Origin of the sequence: Gluconobacter kondonii (genome assembly GCF_002723995.1) — a bacterium.
Classification (GTDB): Bacteria; Pseudomonadota; Alphaproteobacteria; order Acetobacterales; family Acetobacteraceae; genus Gluconobacter; species Gluconobacter kondonii.
Genome location: NZ_BEWP01000022.1, coordinates 1 through 19,161, shown reverse-complemented (window position 1 = coordinate 19,161; position 19,161 = coordinate 1). Strand labels below are relative to the sequence as shown.

Here is a 19,161-nt window from a genome sequence, read left to right as displayed (position 1 = left end):
GCCTCAGTCTGATGGGAAAGGAAGAATTTCGTGCTTGCTGCCCGTTTTTCCGGCATTGGAGACATTCAGGTTCTCCCCGTCCCGATATCGCGGGACCTGCCGGACGGCTGTGTCCGCATCCGGGTCGAAGCAGCGGGGATCTGCGGGTCCGACCTGCACAATTTCCAGACCGGGCAGTGGCTTTCCCGCTGTCCCGTCACACCGGGCCACGAATTTTCCGGAACCATCACCCAAACCAGCGGCAATTGCGGTTCACTGACAGTCGGCACACCCGTCATCGCGGATTCAAGGGTCGGCTGCGGAACCTGCCAGTCGTGCCGCTCTGGCCGAAAAAACCTGTGCCGGAACCTGAGCTTCATTGGAGAAAGCTGCGACGGCGGCTTCGCGCAGGACGTCATCCTGCCCGCCACTCAGGTCCTGCCTTTCCCCGACACACTCCCCCTGAGATACGGCGCCCTCGTCGAACCGCTCTCCGTCTCCCTCCACGCCGTCAACCGCCTCGCCCCGACACCCGGTTCTCCGGTCATCATCTGCGGCGGCGGCACGATCGGAGGGCTAGCCGCCCTCCTGCTTCGGCAGCATGGCCATGACGTCCATCTGCTTGAACGCAACATCGGGCGCCAGACACTCCTCGCCGAAACCATCGGCACGGCCTCCCTCCCTCCGGACGCAGAAGACTGGAACACCCTGTTCGGCCCGGAAGGCCCCGCGTTTGTTCTCGACGCCACCGGAGCCGCCTCCGTTGTAGAAATGGCCTGCCAGCGCCTCGCTCCGGGCGGCAGGCTCGTGCTGGCCGGCATTTTCCATCAGACACCCCGGATCGACCTCAACCTGATCGTGGAACGGGAACTCGACATCCGGGGCGTCAGCGCCTTCGCAGACGAAATGCCCGCCGCCATCCAGTGTCTCCCCGGCCTCGTTCCGTTTCTCGACCAGCTAATCACTCCGGCCGCAGCCCTCATCGATCTGCCGGCCCTCTATACCCATCTGCGCTCAGGCGCGGAAAACCGCCTGAAAACCCTAATCGCCCCTAACGGTACGGACGGAACATGGTAGAGGTCGCCCCGCTTTTCTCGCTGGCAGGCAAAACGGCTCTCATCACCGGCGGCGGACGCGGCCTGGGGAAAGCCATGGCCCTCCACCTCGCCCGCTGCGGCGCGAACGTCTGGATCTCCGGACGCAACGCCGACACTCTCGATGCAGCCCGCTCCGAGGCCCTCTCCGACGGTCTGACTCTGCATCCGCTCGTCATTGATGTCAGCAAACTTGGCACGATCCGCGAGGCCTTCTTCCGGGTCGCCCGCGAAAGCCGAACGCTCGACATCCTCGTCAACAATGCGGGCGACGAAACTCTCCGCGCCTGCGACGACGTGGACGAAGCCCTGTGGGACCGCCTTCTGGACACCAACCTGAAAGGGCCGTTCTTCGTGGCCCAGCAGGCCGCCCGCCTGATGCCGGACGGAGGCAGCATCATCAACCTCGCCTCCCTCACCTCGGCCGCGGGCGTCGCAAAGGCCGTCCCCTACAGCGCCTCGAAATCCGGCATCCTCGGCCTGACACGCAGCCTCGCCGTCGAATGGGCGCCTCGGGGCATCCGGGTCAACGCCCTGGCGCCCGGCTACTTCCATACGGACATGACCGACACGTTTTTCCGCAACGACGCATGGCGGGAAAAAATGCTGTCGGGCATCCCCCTCGCACGCTTCGGACTGCCTGACGACCTCGCAGGGCCCCTGCAATTCCTCTGCTCCACAGCCTCCGCCTACATCACCGGACAGGTCCTGTACGTGGACGGCGGAACACTCGCCGCGCTCTGATCCTTCCACCCTTCCGACCCGAAAAGAGAGACCCGATGTCTGAAAACATCACCTTCCATGATCTGACCCAAGCCGAAACAATCCCCGAAGCCCTGCTGCAACGCACAGAGAGCGACCTGTCGGTGTTTTTCGAGCGCGTCAAACCGATCATCGAGCGCGTCCGCACCGAAGGCGACGCCGCCCTGCGTCATTTCGCACAGGCTTTCGACGGTGTGACCGCCCCCGAAATGAGCATCCGGGCCACGCCGGAAGAGTTCGACGCCGCCTTCGCCAGCATCGAGCCTGACGTCCTCGAATCCATCAAATACGGCATCGAAAACATCCGCCGCTTTCACGACGCGCAAAAGCCGGAAGAAAGCTGGATGATCGAGGTCCAGCCCGGCATCTGGGCCGGAGACCGCAACATCCCCATCGACTCCGTGGCCTGTTACGTCCCGCGCGGCAAGGGCAGCTTCCCCAGCGTCGTGAACATGACGACCATCCCCGGAAAAGTGGCTGGCGTCCCGCGTCTGATTATCGTCACACCGCCCTCCCCCGACGGCACCGTCGACGCCGGAACCCTCGTAGCCGCCCGCCTCATCGGGGTCGAGGAAGTCTATAAATGCGGCGGCGCACAGGCCGTCGCCGCCGTGGCTTTCGGGACGGAAACCGTGCCCGCCTGCGCCAAGATCGTCGGCCCCGGCAGCCCGTATGTCGTCGCCGCTAAGCGCCTGCTGTCCGACCGGATCGACCCCGGCATCCCCGCAGGCCCCAGCGAGAGCATCATCCTGACCGATGACAGCGTCGATCCGGTTCTGGCAGCGCTGGACCTCATCATCGAGTCCGAACACGGCCCGGATTCCTCCGCCTGGCTCGTCACCAGCAGTCGGCGCGTGGCCGAAGGCGTCATTGCCGCCCTGCCCGCGCACTGGGCCGAAATGGACCCCAAACGCGCCGATTTCTCCCGCGCTGTTCTGGGCGGCGCGCATGGCGGGGTGATCCTGACCAAGGATTTCAGCGCCGCCGTCGATTTCACGAACGCCTACGCGCCCGAACATCTCGAAATCCTGACAGTCGATCCGATGGCGGATCTCGGCCGCATCCGCAATGCAGGCGAAGTCCTTCTCGGCACCGCCTCTCCCGTCACATTGTGCAACTACGTCCTCGGCCCGAACGCCGTGCTCCCCACGAACCGCGCTGCCCGCACCCACTCCCCGCTCTCGGTCCATGACTTCATGAAGCGCATGTCCTTCGCACGCGTCTCGCCCGAAGCGTACCCCGAAGCCGCACGCCATGCGGAACGTTTCGCCCTCTACGAAAACTTCTCAGGCCATGCCCGCGCCGTCTCCTCGACCCGCCCCATGCCAAAGATCCAGCCCCGATGAGTCCCCAAACAGCCCGCGAGGAAACCGTCAACGCGGCAGGCATCCTCGCCGCAGCCCGGAGCGGAAACCCCGCTCTGGCTGCGGACCTCCTGTCGCGCATGATCGCGGAAGAATTCGGCTTCCATATCACGGACGTCACACTCGGCGCGGATGATTACAGCCTGAACTCCGTCAACGGTTTCATGACCCGTGACACCGGAGAACGCTTTTTCTTCAAATTCCACCATGAGGAAAACGAAGACTCCGTCCTCCAGGAATTCTACAGGGGCGAAATCCTGCTGGAAGCCGGATTTCCGGTCGATATGCCCGCCCATGTCTGCCGCCGTGTCGGGCGGCAGATCCTGCTCTACCCGCTCAAAACCATCCCGAAACTCGCCGATGCCGCCCGCGCCGCTGACGGTGACACGCCCCTGCCGGGCGCGGATGCCCCGGCCCTCAGACACGCCCAGCAGGACCTGGACGCCCTGAGCGCCACAGTCTACCTGCGCTCATGGCACCCGATCACCGGCCAACAGAGCGCGGACGAACCCATCCACCAGCTCTTTCACCATCGCCTCACCACCCCGGATCAACCGCCCGGCACGCTCGGCAGCCGCGCAACGAAATTCTTCGCCCCCGAACGGACTTTCACATTTCCGGACGCAACCCTGACCGGCAGCGAGCTTCTCGAACTGCATTGGGTGATCGACGGCATTCGCTACGACCGCACCCTGAAAGACTGCTTTTACAACGCGCTTAAAAACCTGTCGCCCGAGGCACTGGCCCAGAGCGGCGGCGTGGTGGCCCACGGAGACGCCCATAACGCGAATGTCTGGTTCAACCCCGACACCACCAGCCTCACCCTGTTCGACCCCGCTTTCGCCGGACGCCACATTCCGGCCCTGCTCGCAGAAATCAAGGCCACGTTTCACAACATTTTCGCCCATGCGGACTGGCTCTATCATTCCGCAGAGCTGAAAACCTGCCCCGAAATCCGGATCAGCAACGGAACGGCGTTCATCAAGACAAACTGGTCGCTTCCGCCCCTGCGACGGGCCTTCCTTCAGGACAAGGGCCGCCTGCTTTGGCGCCCCCTGCTCGAAGGTCTGGCGCAGCATGATGCACTCCCCAACAACTGGCGCGAAACAATCCGCTCTGGCCTGTTCTGCTGCCCCACCCTCGTCATGGATCTCTGCGCTAGGTCGGAAGAAAAGCCCATAGGCCGCCACACATCCGCCTCGTCGCTGACCGGTCTGGCCATCGCCCTGATGTGCGGGGCCGAACCCGAAAGCGAGGACGTGATATCGCGTTTTCTGGGGGCTATCGACCCATCCAATACAATGCCAGAGTGGAACGATCTCTGAACCAGAAAACGGGAAAGATCCTGCCTTCATGAACCCGTCCCCCAACAAGACCGTTCAGGAAACCGCAACATCGGCGTTTACCGTTGAAAACGAAACGATCTTTCCCATTCCCGAAGACCGCCGTCACGGCAACGCTTGGTCGCTGCTGATGGTCTGGATCGGCGCCAACCAGAACATCATGGCCGTCATGACGGGCCTGCTATACCCAACCATCTGCCACCTCTCCCTCGGCTGGTCCCTCCTCGCCATTCTCTCGGGCAACTTGGTGGGCGGCGTCTTCATGGCCCTCCACGCCGCACAGGGTCCTCATCTAGGCATCCCACAGATGCAGCAGACACGCGGTCAGTTTGGCTCCACCGGCAGCCTGCTGATCATTGCCATCATCATCCTGATGTATGTCGGCTTCACCTCGACCTTCTTCGCCATCAGCCGCGAACAGATCGTGCAGGTCTTCGGCCCCTCCGTCAGCCAGCTTCCCATCTGGATTTCCGTCCTCGTCATCGGCGCCCTCTGCGCGATCGGTCATGACGTGATCGAACGCTTTATCTCCGGCTTCATTCCCGTCGCCGCCATCACGTTCGTCCTGCTGGCTTTTGCCTACATGTCCGCATCCGGCGGCCACCTCGCCCAGCCGTTCTGGCAGTCTCCAACGCCCCACGACTTCCTGACGGCCCTGTCGCTCGGCGTTCTGTGGCAGATCGCCTACGCCCCCTATGTCTCTGATTACACACGCTATCTCCCTTCGGCGACCGGAGAGCGCACGGCGTTTCTCGTCTGCCTGACGGGCAGCGTCATCGGCACCTCGTTCCCGACTTTCATCGGCTCCTATCTCGGCAGCACCGGCTTTTCGGGAACCATGTACGACGCCGTCAGGCCCTGGTCCCCGCTGCTGCCGATGGCGCTGTTCGCAGTCATCATGATCTCGACGCTGGTGAGCTGTACCATGCAGATCTACTGCGCCGCCCTTTCGTCCCTGACCTTCCTCCAGACATTCCGCCCCAACTGGACCCCGACCAGCCGTTCCCGCGCCTTCGCCGCCCTCACATTGTGCCTGTGCTGCGCCGTCATCACAATCAATCTGACCGGAAACGTTCTGGAAATCCTCGACAACGTCATCGCGCTACTCCTCGCCGTCCTGTCTCCATGGACGGCCATCAACCTCGTCGATTATTATCTGGTCCGGCACGGGGCCTACGATATTCCGTCCCTGTTCCGACACGATGGCGGCGTCTACGGCCGCGCCAACCGCCCGGCCCTGCTATGCTATGCCATCGGCGTCATCGTCCAGATCCCGTTCCTGTCAAACGGCCTCTATACCGGCCCGCTCGCCCGCGCCCTTGGCAGTATCGACATTTCGTGGATTATCGGAATTTTCGTCCCCGGCGTGCTTTATCTGGCCCTGTCCCGCAACCGGAACTGACACTCCAAGGGCCTGCGGACGCCTTCTTCAGTTTTTCCGAAGCGCTTCCCCATACATCCGTTCTTTAACTCATTGCACCGAATTGCGACCATTCCTCTATCGCACCAAACTCGCATCAGGCGCGAAGAGTTTGAGGAAACAGTTCCATGCCCGTTCACACCCGAATCCGCCCCTTCAATACGAAGGACACCTACCCCGAACAGAACCTCGACAACGATCTCTGTCAGGCCGTCGTCGCAGGAAACACCGTCTATGTCCGCGGACAGGTCCCGCAGGATCTCGACACGCGTGAAAACGTCTGCGTCGGCGATCCGGTCGGACAGGCCCACAAGGTCATGGAAAACATCGCCCTTCTTCTCAAAGAATCTGGCTCTGACCTCTCCCACATCTGCAAGGTCACGGTCTACCTCACCGACATCCGCTACCGTGAAGCCACTTACCGCGTCCTCGGACAGCACCTCAAAGGGGTCTTTCCTATCTTCACGGGACTGGTCGTCGTCGCCCTCGCCCGCCCTGAATGGCTGATCGAAGTGGACGTCATCGCCGTCATTCCAGGCTGATCACACGCCCGAAGCCCTTCTCCCTAACGCACATCCCGCGCCGCACGGGCCATTCATGCCGAGGTACCGCCATGCAGACGAAATCCCTGTTTTCACGCCATTGTTTGCTTCTCTCCTCGACAATTCTCCTTCTGGGAGGAGGCACGAAAACAGCCTTTGCGGCCCCGGGCAAACATCACGCACCCGCCCATAGCACCCAGCCCCATGCTGCAACGTCAGCCGCAGCCCCGGCGCGCCCAAAACGCACCGCCGTGGACAACACCGGCCCCGGAGAAACGATCAACGTCTCCGTCAGCCGCCACCGGCCCGGCGGCGGCCTGATCAAACGCGAAACCGCAGCCCGCTCCGTCAGCACCGTGTCGCACGAATTCATCGCCAAACAGTCCCCGGCCTCCAACACCCTGGCCCTCGTGACCCTCTCCCCCGGCGCCAATGTCGCCATGGGAGATCCTTTCGGCGTCACCGACCAGTCCTCCGTCAGCGTCCGCGGCCTCAACCAGCAGGAAATCGGCTATATCTTCGAAGGCGCGCCGATGAACGACCCGGATAACTACACCCCCAATTCCTCGGAATGGGTGGATAGTGAGAACATGGAAAGTGTCCAGCTTCAGCAGGGCGCGCCGGATATTGAGATTCCGACCGTTTATTCCGCAGGCGGCACGATGAATGTGCGGATCCGCAATCCGGAATATACGCGTTCGGGGCAGGTGGATGTGAGCTATGGGTCGCATCAGATGAACCGGCAGTTCCTCCGGTATGATACCGGGGAGATCGGGCATACGGGGCTTCGGGCGTTTGCGTCGTTTTCGAACCTGACCAGCCGGGCGTGGCGTGGGCCGGGGCGGAACCTGCGCCGGCATATGGATTTCAAGGCGATCAAGGACTGGGCGCCGGAGAGCTATACGTCCCTGTCTTTCACATACAACAACGAGAACACGGCCTGGTACAGCACGCCTTCGCTGGCAGCCTGGAACAAGAGCGGGCTTGGCGGCGGGATCAATCTGGACGGCACCTACAAGTTTGGCGATCCGAACTATTACAAGGGGTTCCAGACGAACTGGACGGATTATTTCCTGAGCAGCCAGTCCCATCTCGCGCTGACTCACAAGCTTTCTCTGGATATCACGCCGTATTTCTATCACGGGTCGGGCAATTACCCGCTGGGCATCTATACGATCCCGACGAGCGGCACCTATTATGACGGTACGCAGCCCATCAATGGCCAGCTTGCGGGAAACACCTATTCGCAGGATGGCAATGTCGCCGCGAAATGGGACTGGTATGGGCGCGAGAACTATACCGGGCTGAATGCGGCCCTGCATTACGATTCCGGTATCAATCATCTGGTGGCTGGTGCGTGGTACGGGTACAGCGACATGAATGTGAGCGAGCCGTTTTCCGGGCTGGATGAAGCGGGGAATGTTTCAAGCTCGCTGCTCAAGCTGACGGACGGGACCGTTCTGAATGGCTGGCGGTATCATACGATCACACAGATGGTCGGGCTGTATGTCGGGGACGAAGTGCGGCTGCTCAATGAGCGGCTGCATATCAATGTCGGTTTCAAGGAAGTCATGACCGCGCGTAACGGGACGCTCCAGCAGCCCGGTCCGCAGTATGCCGTCGGCTACAACTCGGCCGAGCCGCTGCCGCGCATGTCAATCAGCTACAAGGTGAATGACAACATCCAGCTTTTCGCCAATGCGACGACGAGCTTCCGCGTGCCGATGGGATCTGCGTTCTACAACCAGTATAACAGCCCGTATGATGCGAGCCTTTACCAGACGGCGAACACACATCTGAAGGACGAATACAGCATCGCCGAAGAACTGGGCGCGCGGTATCACAACAACTGGGTCATGGGATCGGTAACGCTGTTCAACTACAACTTCGTTCACCATGCAATTAACCAGTACATTAACGCCGTTCCGTACTTCCTCGATGCGGGCGGGATGACGTCGCGGGGTGTGGATGCGGAGCTGGGCTTTACGCCCTGGCATCATTTCTCTCCGTATGTGTCGGCGGAATATCTTTACGCGACCAACGACAACAACATCACGATGGGCGGTGTGACCTATGCCACGAAGGGCAAGATCGCGACGTCCGCCCCGCGCTGGATGGCAGCCATTGGCGTTCAATATGATGACGGCACGTTCTTCGGCAGCGTCTCGATGAAGTATGTCGACAAGGAATACGGCACGTTCATGAATGACGAGCGCATTCCGGGCCACAAGCAGGTGGACATGATGCTGGGAGCGCGCACGCATGATATCGGGTTTTTCAAAAAACCCAGCATCCGCCTGAATATTGTTAATCTGGGCGACAGCCATTATCTGTCGGGTGTTTACAGCACGGGGCCGGTTGCGGGGACGTCCAGCTATTATGTAGCGCCGTCCTTCGCCTGTCTTGCGACCGTTTCAACGGGGTTCTGAAGATCATGCAGAACGATCTCTCTCGGTCTTTCGATTTCATCGTCGTGGGCGCCGGTTCTGCGGGGTGCGTGCTTGCCAACCGCCTCAGCGCCGATGGACGTTTCAGCGTCTGTCTCGTCGAGGCGGGGGGCCGCGACCATACGCCGAGAATCCGCATTCCGGCTGGAACGATAACGCTCTACAAAAGCCGGCGCTTCGCCTATCAGTTCCACTCAACCCCGCAGGAGCATCTGGCGGGGCGGCGCATTCATGTGCCGCGTGGCAAGGCGTTGGGCGGGTCCACCACGCTCAACAGCATGATCTATATCCGGGGCGACCGCACGGATTACGACCACTGGCAGGCTCTGGGCTGTACAGGCTGGGGATGGGACGACGTTCTGCCCGAGTTCCGAAACCTCGAACACTGTCACCGGCAGCTTGATCCGGCGTATCACGGTTTCAAGGGCGAGCTGGATGTTACGACGCCGCGCGATGTCAATCCGCTGTCGCGACGTTTCGTGAAGGCCGGTGTCAGCGCAGGCCTGCCGGAAAATACCGATTTCAATGGTCCGACTCTGGAAGGCGTGGGCCTGTATGACGTGACCCAGCGCAACGGCTGTCGACTGAGTGCGTACCGGGCATTCGTTTATCCGATCCTGAAGCGGTCGAATTTCAGCCTGATGTCGGGCGTTCAGGTGCGCAATCTGGTGATCGAGGACCGGATGGCGCGGGGCGTCGTGGTCGTTCAGGACGGCACAACCCGGCTGCTGCGAGCGGAGCGAGAAATCGTTCTGTGTGCGGGGGCGATCGGCTCTCCACAGATCCTGATGGCGTCCGGGATCGGGCGCAGCGCGGATTTGATCGCAGCGGGGATTTCACCGATGCATCACCTGCCGGGCGTGGGCCAGAACCTTCAGGATCATCTGGACGGGCTGGTCACGGTGCGCTCGAACGATCATCGGACGCTGGGATTTTCCGGCCGGTCGCTGCCGTCCGTGCTGATGTCTCCGCTCCGGTTCCTATTCGGGCGCAAGGGGTGGCTGACCACGAATTATGTCGAAGCCGGGGGATTTGCGCGCACGTCCCTTGCCCGCGATGGCGTGCCGGATATCCAGTTTCATTTCGTGCCCGGCTATCGCAGTCCGCGCGGGCGGCTGTTTGAATGGGGGCATGGGATTGCGATCCATACCTGTGTTCTGCGGCCCAAAAGCCGGGGCAGCATCCGGCTGGCAACGGATGGCTCAAACCAGCCGGTCATTGATTTCAGTTTCGCATCGGACCCGCACGATCTGGACGTTCTGTGCGAAGGCATCCGCGCGGCGCGGCACATTCTGGCGCAGGGGGCCTTTGACGGAACCCGTGGCACGGAAGTCGCGCCCGGCGAGACCGTGGCGGACAACGCCCAGATCCTGGAGTATCTGCGGCGGAGTGCAGCCACGGTCTTTCATCCCGCCGGGACGTGCCGCATGGGCGTGGATGACGATGCGGTTGTGACGCCGCGCCTGACGGTACGCGGGATTTCGGGGCTGCGGGTGGCGGATGCGTCGATCATGCCGACACTTATCAGCGGCAACACCAGCGCCCCGAGCATGATGATCGGGGCGAAGGCGGCGCGGATGATTCTGCAGGACGTCGCCTGAGAAAAAGGGGGGCCTTAACGGTCCCCCGGCACCCCGTAAGAAGGTGCGGAAAGCGGGTTGAGGCCGCGAGTGACGTAATCGCGCATCTGGGGCTGCCAGAGCGTCCACAGGCTCCGCAGATCAGTGAGCGGGGCGTCGCTCCAGTCCACACGCAGATCCACCAGCGGCCAGCTCTGCTCTTCCACGACAATCAGCCCGGCGGAATGGACCGGCCCGGCCTCCCCCCCGGCTGCGAGACCGGCTTCCATGGCGAGGATCAGCCGTTCGGCCAGCTCCAGCGACGGGCTAGAGGCGTTGAAGGCGTCCTTCATGAGAGCCGGGACGTCCGTGCTGGCCAGCATGTTCCCAGCAGCAGCGACATTGGTTCCGGCAATCTCGGCGTGACAGCCCAGAACCTGCTCTCCGGCCCAGAGTGCGGTGCTGCCGGTGCGGTCGAGGACGACGATCTGCCGGAACGCCGCAAAAGCGTTGCCGCGAACCAGAATGTCCCGGCATTCCGCTGCGGTTGCACCCCGCTCCAGCAGGTCCAGCCCGGCCGGGCCGAGGCGGGGATCGGTGATGTTCTGGGTGGCGACGACGCCGACACCGGCTCTGGCGAAGGCGCAGCGGCTGGCGACGGCGGGAGAGGACGACGAAACCGCCATCCCGAACTGGCCGGTGCGTTCACAGCGGGCGACAATGGAAAAGGTCATGGGCGGTGTCTTTCATGAAGCGCGCGGCGTCTGGGCCGCTCATCTGGGCCGCTCATCGTCTGAGATGGTCGAGCACCCCGTCAAGGAAGCGTTCTGCGTCGGCCAGCTCGGGCAGGGTAATGTATTCGTCGGCCTTATGGGCGCGCGCGATGGAACCGGGGCCGCAGACGATGCAGTCCAGTCCGAGTTGTTCCCCCAGAAGCCCGGCTTCAGTGCCGAAATCAATGACGCCGACCTGATTTTGCCCAGCTTCGTGCAGGGCGAGAGAGCAAATGTCGCTCGAGGCGCTGGCGTTCAGGCCGGGATAGGCATTCGTGATCCGCAGTTCGATCTTGCCGCCACCGAGCTTTTCCGTGGCGTGAAAAGCTGCATTTTCCAGCCATTCCAGATAGGGCGCACCTTCATAGCCGGGCAGAAGACGCAGTTCGGCAGTGATCGTGCACAGGTCCGGGACGATATTCAGCGCCGCTCCACCGGAAATCAGGCCTGCCTGCACGGTGGAGAACGGAACGCCGAAGCGTGTGTCGTGCCGTTCGGTCCGGCGGATATGCTCCTGCAACCGCGAAAGGGCCGCGACCATGTCGCCTGCGAGGGTGATGGCGCTTTTTCCAAGAAACGGGTTTGCGGAATGGGCAGCCTGTCCGTGGCAGATGATTTCGAACGCGATTTTCCCTTTATGGGCGAGAGCGACCTGCATCCCCGTCGGCTCGCCGACGATGCAACCGAGCGCCCCCAGATTGCCGAATTCGCCGTCTTCGCGGATGCCTGCGATCAGGGAGCGGACCCCGAGGCAGCCGAGTTCTTCATCATGGGAAATGGCGAGGTAGAGCGGACGTTTAAGCGGCGTCGCGCCCTCCGCGCCAGCCTTGCGGGCAAGGTTCAGCATGCAGGCCAGAAAACCTTTCATGTCGCTGCTGCCCCGGCCATACAGCCGATCTTCGTGCCGTGTGAGGACGAACGGGTCCGACGACCAGTTCTGACCGGTGACCGGCACCACATCCGCATGGGCGGACAGGACGATACCGCCTGCCGCCTTCGGGCCAATTCTGGCGAACAGGCTGTAGCGCCCCGGAACCCCGTTGGAGGTGTCTCCGGGGATGCAGCGTACCCGCGCGCCAGAGGCCAGAAGATGCGCCTCGATCCAGTCTATGATGTCTCCGTTCGGCAGCCCGCAGACGCTGGGAAAGCCGACGAGCGACGAGAGGATGTTCTCGATTTCGGAAACGGACACCGGGCGCCTCCGCCGTCAGCCTGCCAGAGCCAGACGGCGGTCTGCGATATGTTCTCCGAGATAGTCCGCATCATGCCAGACCCCCCAGATGAACGGAGAGGCGCGCCGCGACAGCCATGCCAGACCAAGGAAATAAAGGCCCGGCACGACGGAGACGCCACGGTCATGGCGGGGGGCGCCGCGGGTGTCGAGAACGTCGATGTCGATCCAGCTGAAATCGAATTTGTAGCCGGTGGCCCAGATGACGGTTTTGATCCCGGCTGCCTTCAGATCGAGGCTCAGGATCGGGTCCGTGGCGCAGGACGGGAGGGCTCCGATGTTGCGGGCTTCGGGCTCTTCGGGGAGATCCAGACCATTTGCTGTGACATAAGCGTCTGCGGCGTCGAGCATCGACAGGTAGTTGGCATCTCCGCCTTCGATATTTTTCCGAAGGTCCTGAGCGAAATGCAGGCAGCCGTTCTCGAAGCTCTCGGTCCGGCCCAGCAAGGTCATGCCACTGGCGGCGAGGTCGCGGAAATCGACGGTGTGGCCGCCATGAGCGCCGCTGACGGCGATGGTGACATGTTCCGTATCGGGGCTGGGGACTTTCATGTCCCACAATCCAAGAACCCCGAGCCACCACACGAAATCGCGGCCACGGTAACGACGGGGCGGACGGTCATGCGGACCGACGGACAGCCAGACGTCCCGGCCCGAAGCCCGCAATTCGTCAGCTATCTGTGCGCCGGACGACCCTGCCCCGATGACCAGAACACCGCCATCGGCAATCTGCTGCGGATTCTTATAGCTGTTCGAGTGCATCTGGAGCACGTCGCACTCGGCGGGAATGATGTCCGGGAAGGACGGCTTCTGGAACGGTCCTGTCGCGACCACGACGTTTTGTGCCCTGATGGTGCCGTCTGCCGTTTCCGCTTCAAATCCGATGCCGTCCGCGGCTTTACGGAGGTGGCGTATTTCGACGCCGCAGCGAATGGGCATGTTGATCTGGGTCGCGTAGGATTCGAAATAGTCGACAATCTGGGCGCGTGGGGCAAAACCGTCGGGGGCTGTTTTGTCGAATGTCCGGTTCGGAAAACGGTCGTGCCAGGCGGGGCCGTTGGCGACAAGGGAATCCCAGCGTTCGGCACGCCATCTCTGGGCAATCTTTCCGCGCTCAACGGCGAGATGTGGCACCCCTCTTTTGCCCAGGTGTTCGCTCATCGCCACGCCGGCCTGGCCCGCGCCAATGATGAGGGTATCGACGTTTTCCGTTGTCATGCTGGACATTTCCTACTGGACTGACAGAAGACTTCTTCCACAACTCAGGAAGACCTCTCCGTTGTTGTATGGAAACGATATGCTTCGAGAAACAATCGAATTGATTATCGTTGCTTAGTCTTTTCCTAAGAGTTTTCCGGTGTGCTGCATCGGAAAAACGAGAGGGTGCATTTGATAAATCCGTCTTTGCCGCTCCTCGAGGACTCTTTAGAACATCGGAAAGACCGATATTTCAAACCATCTTGCTCAGGGACCGCCTTCATGACCGCGCATGACGAGAAAAAAGCACGGATTGATCTTGCTGCCTCCTTCCGTCTTGCGGCCCGGCTTGGAATGCATGAGGCCGTCGCAAACCATTTCAGCATGTCGGTTTCGCCAGATGGGTCGCGCTTTCTGATCAATCCGAAATGGCGGCATTTCTCACGGATCCGGGCGAGCGATCTGGTTCTGGTCGATACGAACGATGCCGACAGTCTGGCGTCCTGCGATCTGGACCCGACCGCGTGGGCGATTCATGGCCAGTTGCATCGTCTGAATCCGACGGCACAAGTCGCGATGCATCTGCATCCGATCTATAGCACCACGATCTCCACGCTGCGCGATCCCACGATTTTACCGATCGACCAGAACACGGCCCGGTATTTCAACCGGGTTGCCATCGATACCCAGTATGGCGGCATGGCGGACAGCGAGGCAGAGGGCGCTCGGCTGGCGTCTTTGCTGAAAGACAAAACGCGGCTGATGATGGGCAATCACGGCGTGCTGATCGTTGCGGAAACGGTTGGAGAAGCGTATGACGACATGTACACGATCGAACGCGCCTGTCAGATCCTTGTGACCGCCTATTCCACGGGACGTGAGCTTTCCGTCCTGTCGGATGATGTGGCGGAAAGAACGGCGCAGGACTGGGAAAAAATCCGGGATTTTTCCATCAGGCATTTCGAGGAAATGAAGCTGATCCTCGATCGCGAAGAGCCCGACTACGCCGAGTAATCGGGGCCGGGTCTAGGTCAGGGGTTTCATGCCGGGGATGGCCGTATCCGAAATTGAGGAGCGGCAGTGATGGACGAAAAGGTCCAGCAGGCGCGATTTACGGACGCCCTGCCATGTTGCCATGCCAATGACCATCGGGCGGTGATCGCCTGACAGCCGCACCCGGACGACCTTCTTCCCGTCGAGAGCCATGTCGGAGCAGGGGCGAACATTCGCCAGTGTATAGCCATAGCCGTTGGCGACCATGGTTCGTACCACTTCCTGCTCGGCGGAGCGGGCATAGATATTAGGTTGCAGGCCTTCGTGGTGATAGAGGGCGTTGAAATACTGCCTGCTGAGGGGAAGATCGAGGAAGATCATAGGCTCGGCCGCAAGCTCGGCCAGATCCACGGACGAGCGCTGCGCCAGATGATGGTTTTCGCTGACGAGGACATGTGGCGGAAGGCTGACCAGAGGAATGAACTCGATCCCGGGAGGAAGATGCAGGTCGTACGTGATGGCGATATCAATTTCGGCCTGTTTGAGTTTTTCGGCCAGCCATTCGTGATTAGACGCCACCTGACGGATTTCGGCGGCAGGGTAGCGCGTACAGAAACTGTGAACGAGTTCAGGCATGATCATGGGGGCAAGCGTGACCATTGAGCCCACCGAGAGCGCCCCCCTCACCTGATCTGTGGTTTCCGCAGCCAGAGAATAGAGGTTTTCAGCCATCCCCAGCACGCGCTTGGCCTCTTCCATTAGGATCTGCCCCACGGCTGTAAGGGACAAACCTTGCGCGTGGTGACGGATGAAGAGCTGGACGTTCAGTTCAAGCTCGAGATGGGAAATCGCCGTAGAGATGGAAGGTTGGGAAATCGAAAGGCGTTCGGACGCGTGCCGGATGGAGCCGGCCTCCCCGGCCGCCACAAAGTACTCTAACTGCCGGAGTGTATAACGCATTATGACAGCCTAACTCATTCGACGCGGAACGTATAACCGGAATATCGTTATGACTGGACCGAATACAAAAAATTTCACTCCCGAATATCTTTGAGCGGCCGAGCTAGAGCATATCCGATCAATCTAGCTGTTTAGTCCCGTGGTTTAATGGGTTAGATTGATGATGAATTTTTCTAGCTCTGAAGTCCAGATTTTGCAGACGTACTCGTAAGGTGTGAGGCCACTGAGGGTCTTGAGCCTTCGCCCGAAATTATAGGCTGCCATGAAGTCGTTGAGGTGTGTCCTCAACTGCTCATGACTGTCGTAATGGAAGCGTTTGACGGTTGCTTCCTTGATCGTCCGGTTCATCCGTTCAACCTGACCATTCGTCCAGCGATGATTGGGTTTCGTCAGACGATGTTCGATCCCGTGAGCTTCGCAGATCATGTCGAAGCGCATGGGGCGAGACCAGGCCGTATTGCGGTTACGGGGCTGATCAGCGAACTGGATGCCGTTATCGGTCAGAATGGTGTGGATCCGGTAAGGGATGATGCTCAGGAGATGTTCAAGGAATTCCCAGGCTGTCTTCAGATCGGCTTTCCCGACGAGTTGTGTGACAGCGAATTTGCTTGTCCGGTCGATAGCAACGAAGAGGTGCAGCTTGCCCTCAGCAGTCTGTACTTCGGCAATATCGATGTGAAAAAAGCCTATGGGATAGCGTTTGAAGCGCTGGCGTTTGGGCTTGTCTCCTTCGATGTCCGGCGACCGGGATATCCCGTGGCGCTGAAGGCAGCGATGCAGAGCCGAGCGTGTCAGATGAGGGATGCTGGCCTGCAGGGCATAAAGACAGTCATCCAGCGGTAGCAACGTATGCCGGCGAAACGCCACGATCATCGCTTCGTCCGTACTCGGACAGGACCGTTGAGCGCGGCTCTTTAGGACCTGTCTTCTGATCCTCAACCGTTTGACGCTTCCGCCATTTTGCAACTGTTTTCGGGTTGATCCCGAACTCCTTGCTCAGCGCCGCGAGCGAAGCCTGCGATCGCTGTATTGCCGCTCGCACGGCGTGCGTGGTCGTGGCGCTGCCATGACGTATCTGTCCCATAAGGCTTCCTTCCACTCTCGTGAAAATACCACACCATCAAAACACGGGACTAAACACTTAAAATCAGCGGTTTTCTGCCGAAAAATCTATGTCCATTTTTTCGTATTATCGGACATAGGGTCGGACCTATGAAATCGTCCCTGCCAAACCCCGGGAGGGGAATTTTACCCCCGCACAGGCCTGTAATTCCTTATCGGTTTCGCGGCAGCTAGGGGGGAAGCGGACCTGCTGCTTACGCCCTCATGTCGGACACCAAAGCGGTTGTGACGGATGCCCGAAAGCAGACATTGCTAGGAGAGTAACGATAGGCCGTGTTTGGAACATTTCTGGCGCTCGCAGCTGTCACTGAGAACCTCCGGCTACGCCGAAACCGGCCATTCGCCTGGCTACAAAAGCCCTCTCTCCCATGTCGAGTTATAGCCTCCTGCGATGACGGATGAGGAATGCTGGGGCGATCAGCCTGCAAATGCAAATCCATCTGCAAAACATAGTGGAGCCGCAACGATAAGCGCGGCATAACGGACTCCTCAGGAGGGGGAATGGCGAACGAACCGATCGACGACATCATCAGCTGGTCAGCCTCGCAGCAGCCGTGGCGGCGTGACTGCCTGCGCCGACTCGCCATTGCCAACGACCTGACCGAGGCGGATCAGGACGAGCTTCTGGGGATGATCAAGCAGTCGGCCGGATTTACGCTCACGAGCGAACCTCCTGCGCCGATCGCCTGCACCAAGGCGCATTTCGGGTGCGGCGAGCAGACGCCGGTGGTGCTGAAGGGCATCGCTAATGTCGAAGGCGTCAACCGGCTCGTCGCCAAGGCGTCACTCAGCTTCTGCCCCAAGGCGCTGACCATCGTCTATGGACGAAATGGCAGCGGCAAGAGCGGTTTCGTTCGTATTCTGCGCACAACGTGCCGGACGCGCATCGAGAATCCGATGATGCTCAAGGTCCTCGCCGATGTCTATGGCGACGGTGCGAGCGCGCAGGCGGCCGACATCTTGGTCGATCTTGGCGGCGGCGACGTCCCGATCGCCTGGACCCCAGGCATGGAGGCGGCGCCGCAACTCGCTCAGGTTGCGGTGTTCGATAGCGCGTCGGCACAACTCTATGTCGATGGCGGCAATCAGATCCGGTATCTGCCTTTCGGTCTGGCGCTGCCGCACCGGCTGAACGCCGTCTGCCTCGCGTTCAAGGCAAAGCTCGAGGCTAAGCGACTCACAGTGGTCGGCGGTAAAATCGCGCTGAGTTCGATCGCGTTTCCGATCGCGCGCAAGACAGCGGCCCAGACATTCAACACCGGCCTCAGCAAGACTACGACCGATGCGGCGATCGACGCCGAGACCGCGTGGAGCGCAGATAATGCGGCGCGGCTTGAGGAGATCACCAATCTGCTGGCGGCGGGCACGACGACGGCATCCGATCTCGGCGCGCTGCTGAGTTGGATCGATGCGCTCAAGCTCGAGTGCGAAAGTGCGACACGTGCGCTCGGCGACGAGGCGTTGGCAGTGCATACAGCGCTGCGCGATTCGGCGATCGCCGCGCGCGAGGCCGCGCAGCTCGCGGCCTGCGCGCTTTTCGATGATGTGCCGCTCAACGGCGTCGGCAGTCAGACTTGGCGGGCTCTGTGGCAGGCGGCGCGTGATTACTCGGTGACGGAGGCCTATGGCGATCAGCCCTTCCCGGTGGTCGGTGACGATGCTGACATTGCTACCTGTGTTCTTTGCCAGCAGCCGTTGGACACGGGTGGCATCGACCGGATAAAGCGCTTTCAGGCCTATATGGACGATGCGCTCGACACGGCGGCCACGACCGCCGAGTCCGCGGTCGCTGACGCGTTGGCCTCTCTACCCGCCCTGTCTCATCTTTTAGGCGACGATATTGCTGAGCGAAATGCACAGGTGCGCGCGCGCGACGCCGAGCTGGCCGACGCGCTTGAAAGTTTCCAGGCTGTCGTCGTTGGGCGCTGTGCCAACGCCAAGGCCCAACTGAACGGCGCCGAGCAGGCTGACGTGGCGCCGCTCATCTCGCCGCTCGCCGGGGTGGCGAGGCTGTCCACCAAACTCGGCGACGAGAAAACTGAACCGCCCCGGGATTGGCGGAGACTGGTTTTCTTAAGTTATGCTGCCATGGGGACGTGGTCCATAGCGGCATAAAACTGTTGCTCGGCCTTGGCCGGCGTGATGTTTCCGATGGGTCCGAGGATGCGTCGGTTATTGAACCAGTCCCCCCATTCGAGAGTGGCGTATTCCACGGCGTCAAACGAGCGCCATGGGCCACGCCTGTGGATCACCTCGTTCTTGAACAGACCGTTGATCGTCTCGGCCAGAGCGTTGTCGTAACTATCTCCGACACTGCCGACCGAGGGCTCGATCCCGGCGTCGACAAGGCGCTCGGTGTAGCAAATGGCGACATA

15 protein-coding genes and 1 pseudogene are annotated in these 19,161 nt (G+C 61.0%); 10 read left to right on the top strand and 6 right to left on the bottom strand.

Annotated features, from left to right (window positions below; all coding sequences use genetic code 11):
* Window positions 1-30: 30 nt before the first annotated feature.
* From GKO01_RS14180 to GKO01_RS14145, 8 genes are all read left to right on the top strand, one after another.
* Window positions 31-1,056, top strand: a complete 1,026-nt coding sequence (locus GKO01_RS14180) for a zinc-dependent alcohol dehydrogenase (RefSeq protein WP_099287588.1) — start codon at window positions 31-33, stop codon at window positions 1,054-1,056.
* Window positions 1,050-1,817 carry an SDR family NAD(P)-dependent oxidoreductase gene (locus GKO01_RS14175; RefSeq protein WP_099287587.1) on the top strand — a complete coding sequence of 256 codons (768 nt, stop codon included), beginning with the start codon at window positions 1,050-1,052 and terminating at the stop codon, window positions 1,815-1,817. Before GKO01_RS14180 ends, GKO01_RS14175 begins: the two co-directional genes overlap by 7 nt.
* Window positions 1,818-1,852: 35 nt before the next feature.
* A complete protein-coding gene (gene hisD, locus GKO01_RS14170) occupies window positions 1,853-3,181 on the top strand; it encodes a histidinol dehydrogenase (protein WP_099287586.1) in 1,329 nt (442 codons plus the stop codon).
* The gene (locus GKO01_RS14165; protein WP_099287585.1) at window positions 3,178-4,524 is read left to right on the top strand and encodes a hypothetical protein; all 1,347 of its coding nucleotides are present in this window, start codon (window positions 3,178-3,180) and stop codon (window positions 4,522-4,524) included. Before hisD ends, GKO01_RS14165 begins: the two co-directional genes overlap by 4 nt.
* A 28-nt stretch (window positions 4,525-4,552) precedes the next feature.
* Window positions 4,553-5,944, top strand: coding sequence for a purine-cytosine permease family protein (locus GKO01_RS14160; protein WP_099287584.1), 1,392 nt, complete (start codon window positions 4,553-4,555; stop codon window positions 5,942-5,944).
* Between the two features lie 146 nt (window positions 5,945-6,090).
* A complete protein-coding gene (locus GKO01_RS14155; protein ID WP_099287583.1) occupies window positions 6,091-6,504 on the top strand; it encodes a RidA family protein in 414 nt (137 codons plus the stop codon).
* A gap of 71 nt (window positions 6,505-6,575) precedes the next feature.
* Window positions 6,576-8,933: a TonB-dependent receptor gene (locus tag GKO01_RS14150; protein ID WP_099287582.1), complete on the top strand. Its 2,358-nt coding sequence runs from the start codon at window positions 6,576-6,578 to the stop codon at window positions 8,931-8,933.
* Window positions 8,934-8,938: 5 nt separating this feature from the next.
* Window positions 8,939-10,552 carry a GMC family oxidoreductase gene (locus tag GKO01_RS14145; RefSeq protein ID WP_099287581.1) on the top strand — a complete coding sequence of 538 codons (1,614 nt, stop codon included), beginning with the start codon at window positions 8,939-8,941 and terminating at the stop codon, window positions 10,550-10,552.
* Window positions 10,553-10,566: 14 nt separating this feature from the next.
* Here GKO01_RS14145 and GKO01_RS14140 read toward each other — a convergent pair whose 3' ends face one another.
* Genes GKO01_RS14140 through GKO01_RS14130 form a run of 3 tightly spaced genes read right to left on the bottom strand, consistent with a single transcriptional unit; the run spans window position 10,567 to window position 13,732 of the window.
* Window positions 10,567-11,244 carry a DUF1028 domain-containing protein gene (locus GKO01_RS14140; protein WP_099287580.1) on the bottom strand — a complete coding sequence of 226 codons (678 nt, stop codon included), beginning with the start codon at window positions 11,242-11,244 and terminating at the stop codon, window positions 10,567-10,569.
* Window positions 11,245-11,296: 52 nt separating this feature from the next.
* On the bottom strand, window positions 11,297-12,475 hold the full coding sequence (gene argE / locus GKO01_RS14135; protein WP_244901490.1) for an acetylornithine deacetylase: 1,179 nt from the start codon (window positions 12,473-12,475) through the stop codon (window positions 11,297-11,299).
* A gap of 15 nt (window positions 12,476-12,490) precedes the next feature.
* Complete coding sequence (locus GKO01_RS14130) at window positions 12,491-13,732, bottom strand: flavin-containing monooxygenase (RefSeq protein ID WP_099287595.1); 1,242 nt, start codon at window positions 13,730-13,732, stop codon at window positions 12,491-12,493.
* A 261-nt stretch (window positions 13,733-13,993) separates the two neighbouring features.
* Here GKO01_RS14130 and GKO01_RS14125 point away from each other — a divergent pair, with 261 nt between their 5' ends.
* Window positions 13,994-14,725 carry a class II aldolase and adducin N-terminal domain-containing protein gene (locus tag GKO01_RS14125; protein WP_099287579.1) on the top strand — a complete coding sequence of 244 codons (732 nt, stop codon included), beginning with the start codon at window positions 13,994-13,996 and terminating at the stop codon, window positions 14,723-14,725.
* A gap of 12 nt (window positions 14,726-14,737) precedes the next feature.
* Here the strand turns inward: GKO01_RS14125 and GKO01_RS14120 are convergent, their stop codons facing one another.
* Together GKO01_RS14120 and GKO01_RS14115 are read right to left on the bottom strand one after the other, a co-directional pair.
* Entirely contained in the window at window positions 14,738-15,664 is a 927-nt protein-coding gene (locus GKO01_RS14120; protein ID WP_099287578.1) for a LysR substrate-binding domain-containing protein, read from the bottom strand.
* Window positions 15,665-15,808: 144 nt separating this feature from the next.
* Window positions 15,809-16,748: pseudogene (locus GKO01_RS14115) on the bottom strand (IS481 family transposase).
* Window positions 16,749-17,287: 539 nt separating this feature from the next.
* Here GKO01_RS14115 and GKO01_RS14105 point away from each other — a divergent pair.
* Entirely contained in the window at window positions 17,288-18,901 is a 1,614-nt protein-coding gene (locus GKO01_RS14105) for an ATP-binding protein (RefSeq protein WP_099287577.1), read from the top strand.
* On the opposite strand, the gene GKO01_RS14100 is transcribed toward GKO01_RS14105, so the two are convergent.
* Window positions 18,865-19,161: integrase core domain-containing protein (locus GKO01_RS14100; protein ID WP_145994787.1), on the bottom strand; the 297-nt coding region annotated here is incomplete at its 5' end. The two genes, GKO01_RS14105 and GKO01_RS14100, sit on opposite strands and share 37 nt — an antisense overlap.

Coding starts and splice junctions, on each gene's coding strand:
- GKO01_RS14175 (WP_099287587.1), top strand. CDS start 1,050: ATGGTAGAGGTCGCCCCGCTTTTCTCGCTGGCAGGCAAAACGGCTCTC.
- GKO01_RS14145 (WP_099287581.1), top strand. CDS start 8,939: ATGCAGAACGATCTCTCTCGGTCTTTCGATTTCATCGTCGTGGGCGCC.
- GKO01_RS14125 (WP_099287579.1), top strand. CDS start 13,994: ATGACCGCGCATGACGAGAAAAAAGCACGGATTGATCTTGCTGCCTCC.
- GKO01_RS14120 (WP_099287578.1), bottom strand. CDS start 15,664: ATGCGTTATACACTCCGGCAGTTAGAGTACTTTGTGGCGGCCGGGGAG.
- GKO01_RS14155 (WP_099287583.1), top strand. CDS start 6,091: ATGCCCGTTCACACCCGAATCCGCCCCTTCAATACGAAGGACACCTAC.
- GKO01_RS14150 (WP_099287582.1), top strand. CDS start 6,576: ATGCAGACGAAATCCCTGTTTTCACGCCATTGTTTGCTTCTCTCCTCG.
- GKO01_RS14140 (WP_099287580.1), bottom strand. CDS start 11,244: ATGACCTTTTCCATTGTCGCCCGCTGTGAACGCACCGGCCAGTTCGGG.
- GKO01_RS14105 (WP_099287577.1), top strand. CDS start 17,288: ATGGCGAACGAACCGATCGACGACATCATCAGCTGGTCAGCCTCGCAG.
- GKO01_RS14165 (WP_099287585.1), top strand. CDS start 3,178: ATGAGTCCCCAAACAGCCCGCGAGGAAACCGTCAACGCGGCAGGCATC.
- GKO01_RS14130 (WP_099287595.1), bottom strand. CDS start 13,732: ATGACAACGGAAAACGTCGATACCCTCATCATTGGCGCGGGCCAGGCC.
- GKO01_RS14160 (WP_099287584.1), top strand. CDS start 4,553: ATGAACCCGTCCCCCAACAAGACCGTTCAGGAAACCGCAACATCGGCG.
- hisD (WP_099287586.1), top strand. CDS start 1,853: ATGTCTGAAAACATCACCTTCCATGATCTGACCCAAGCCGAAACAATC.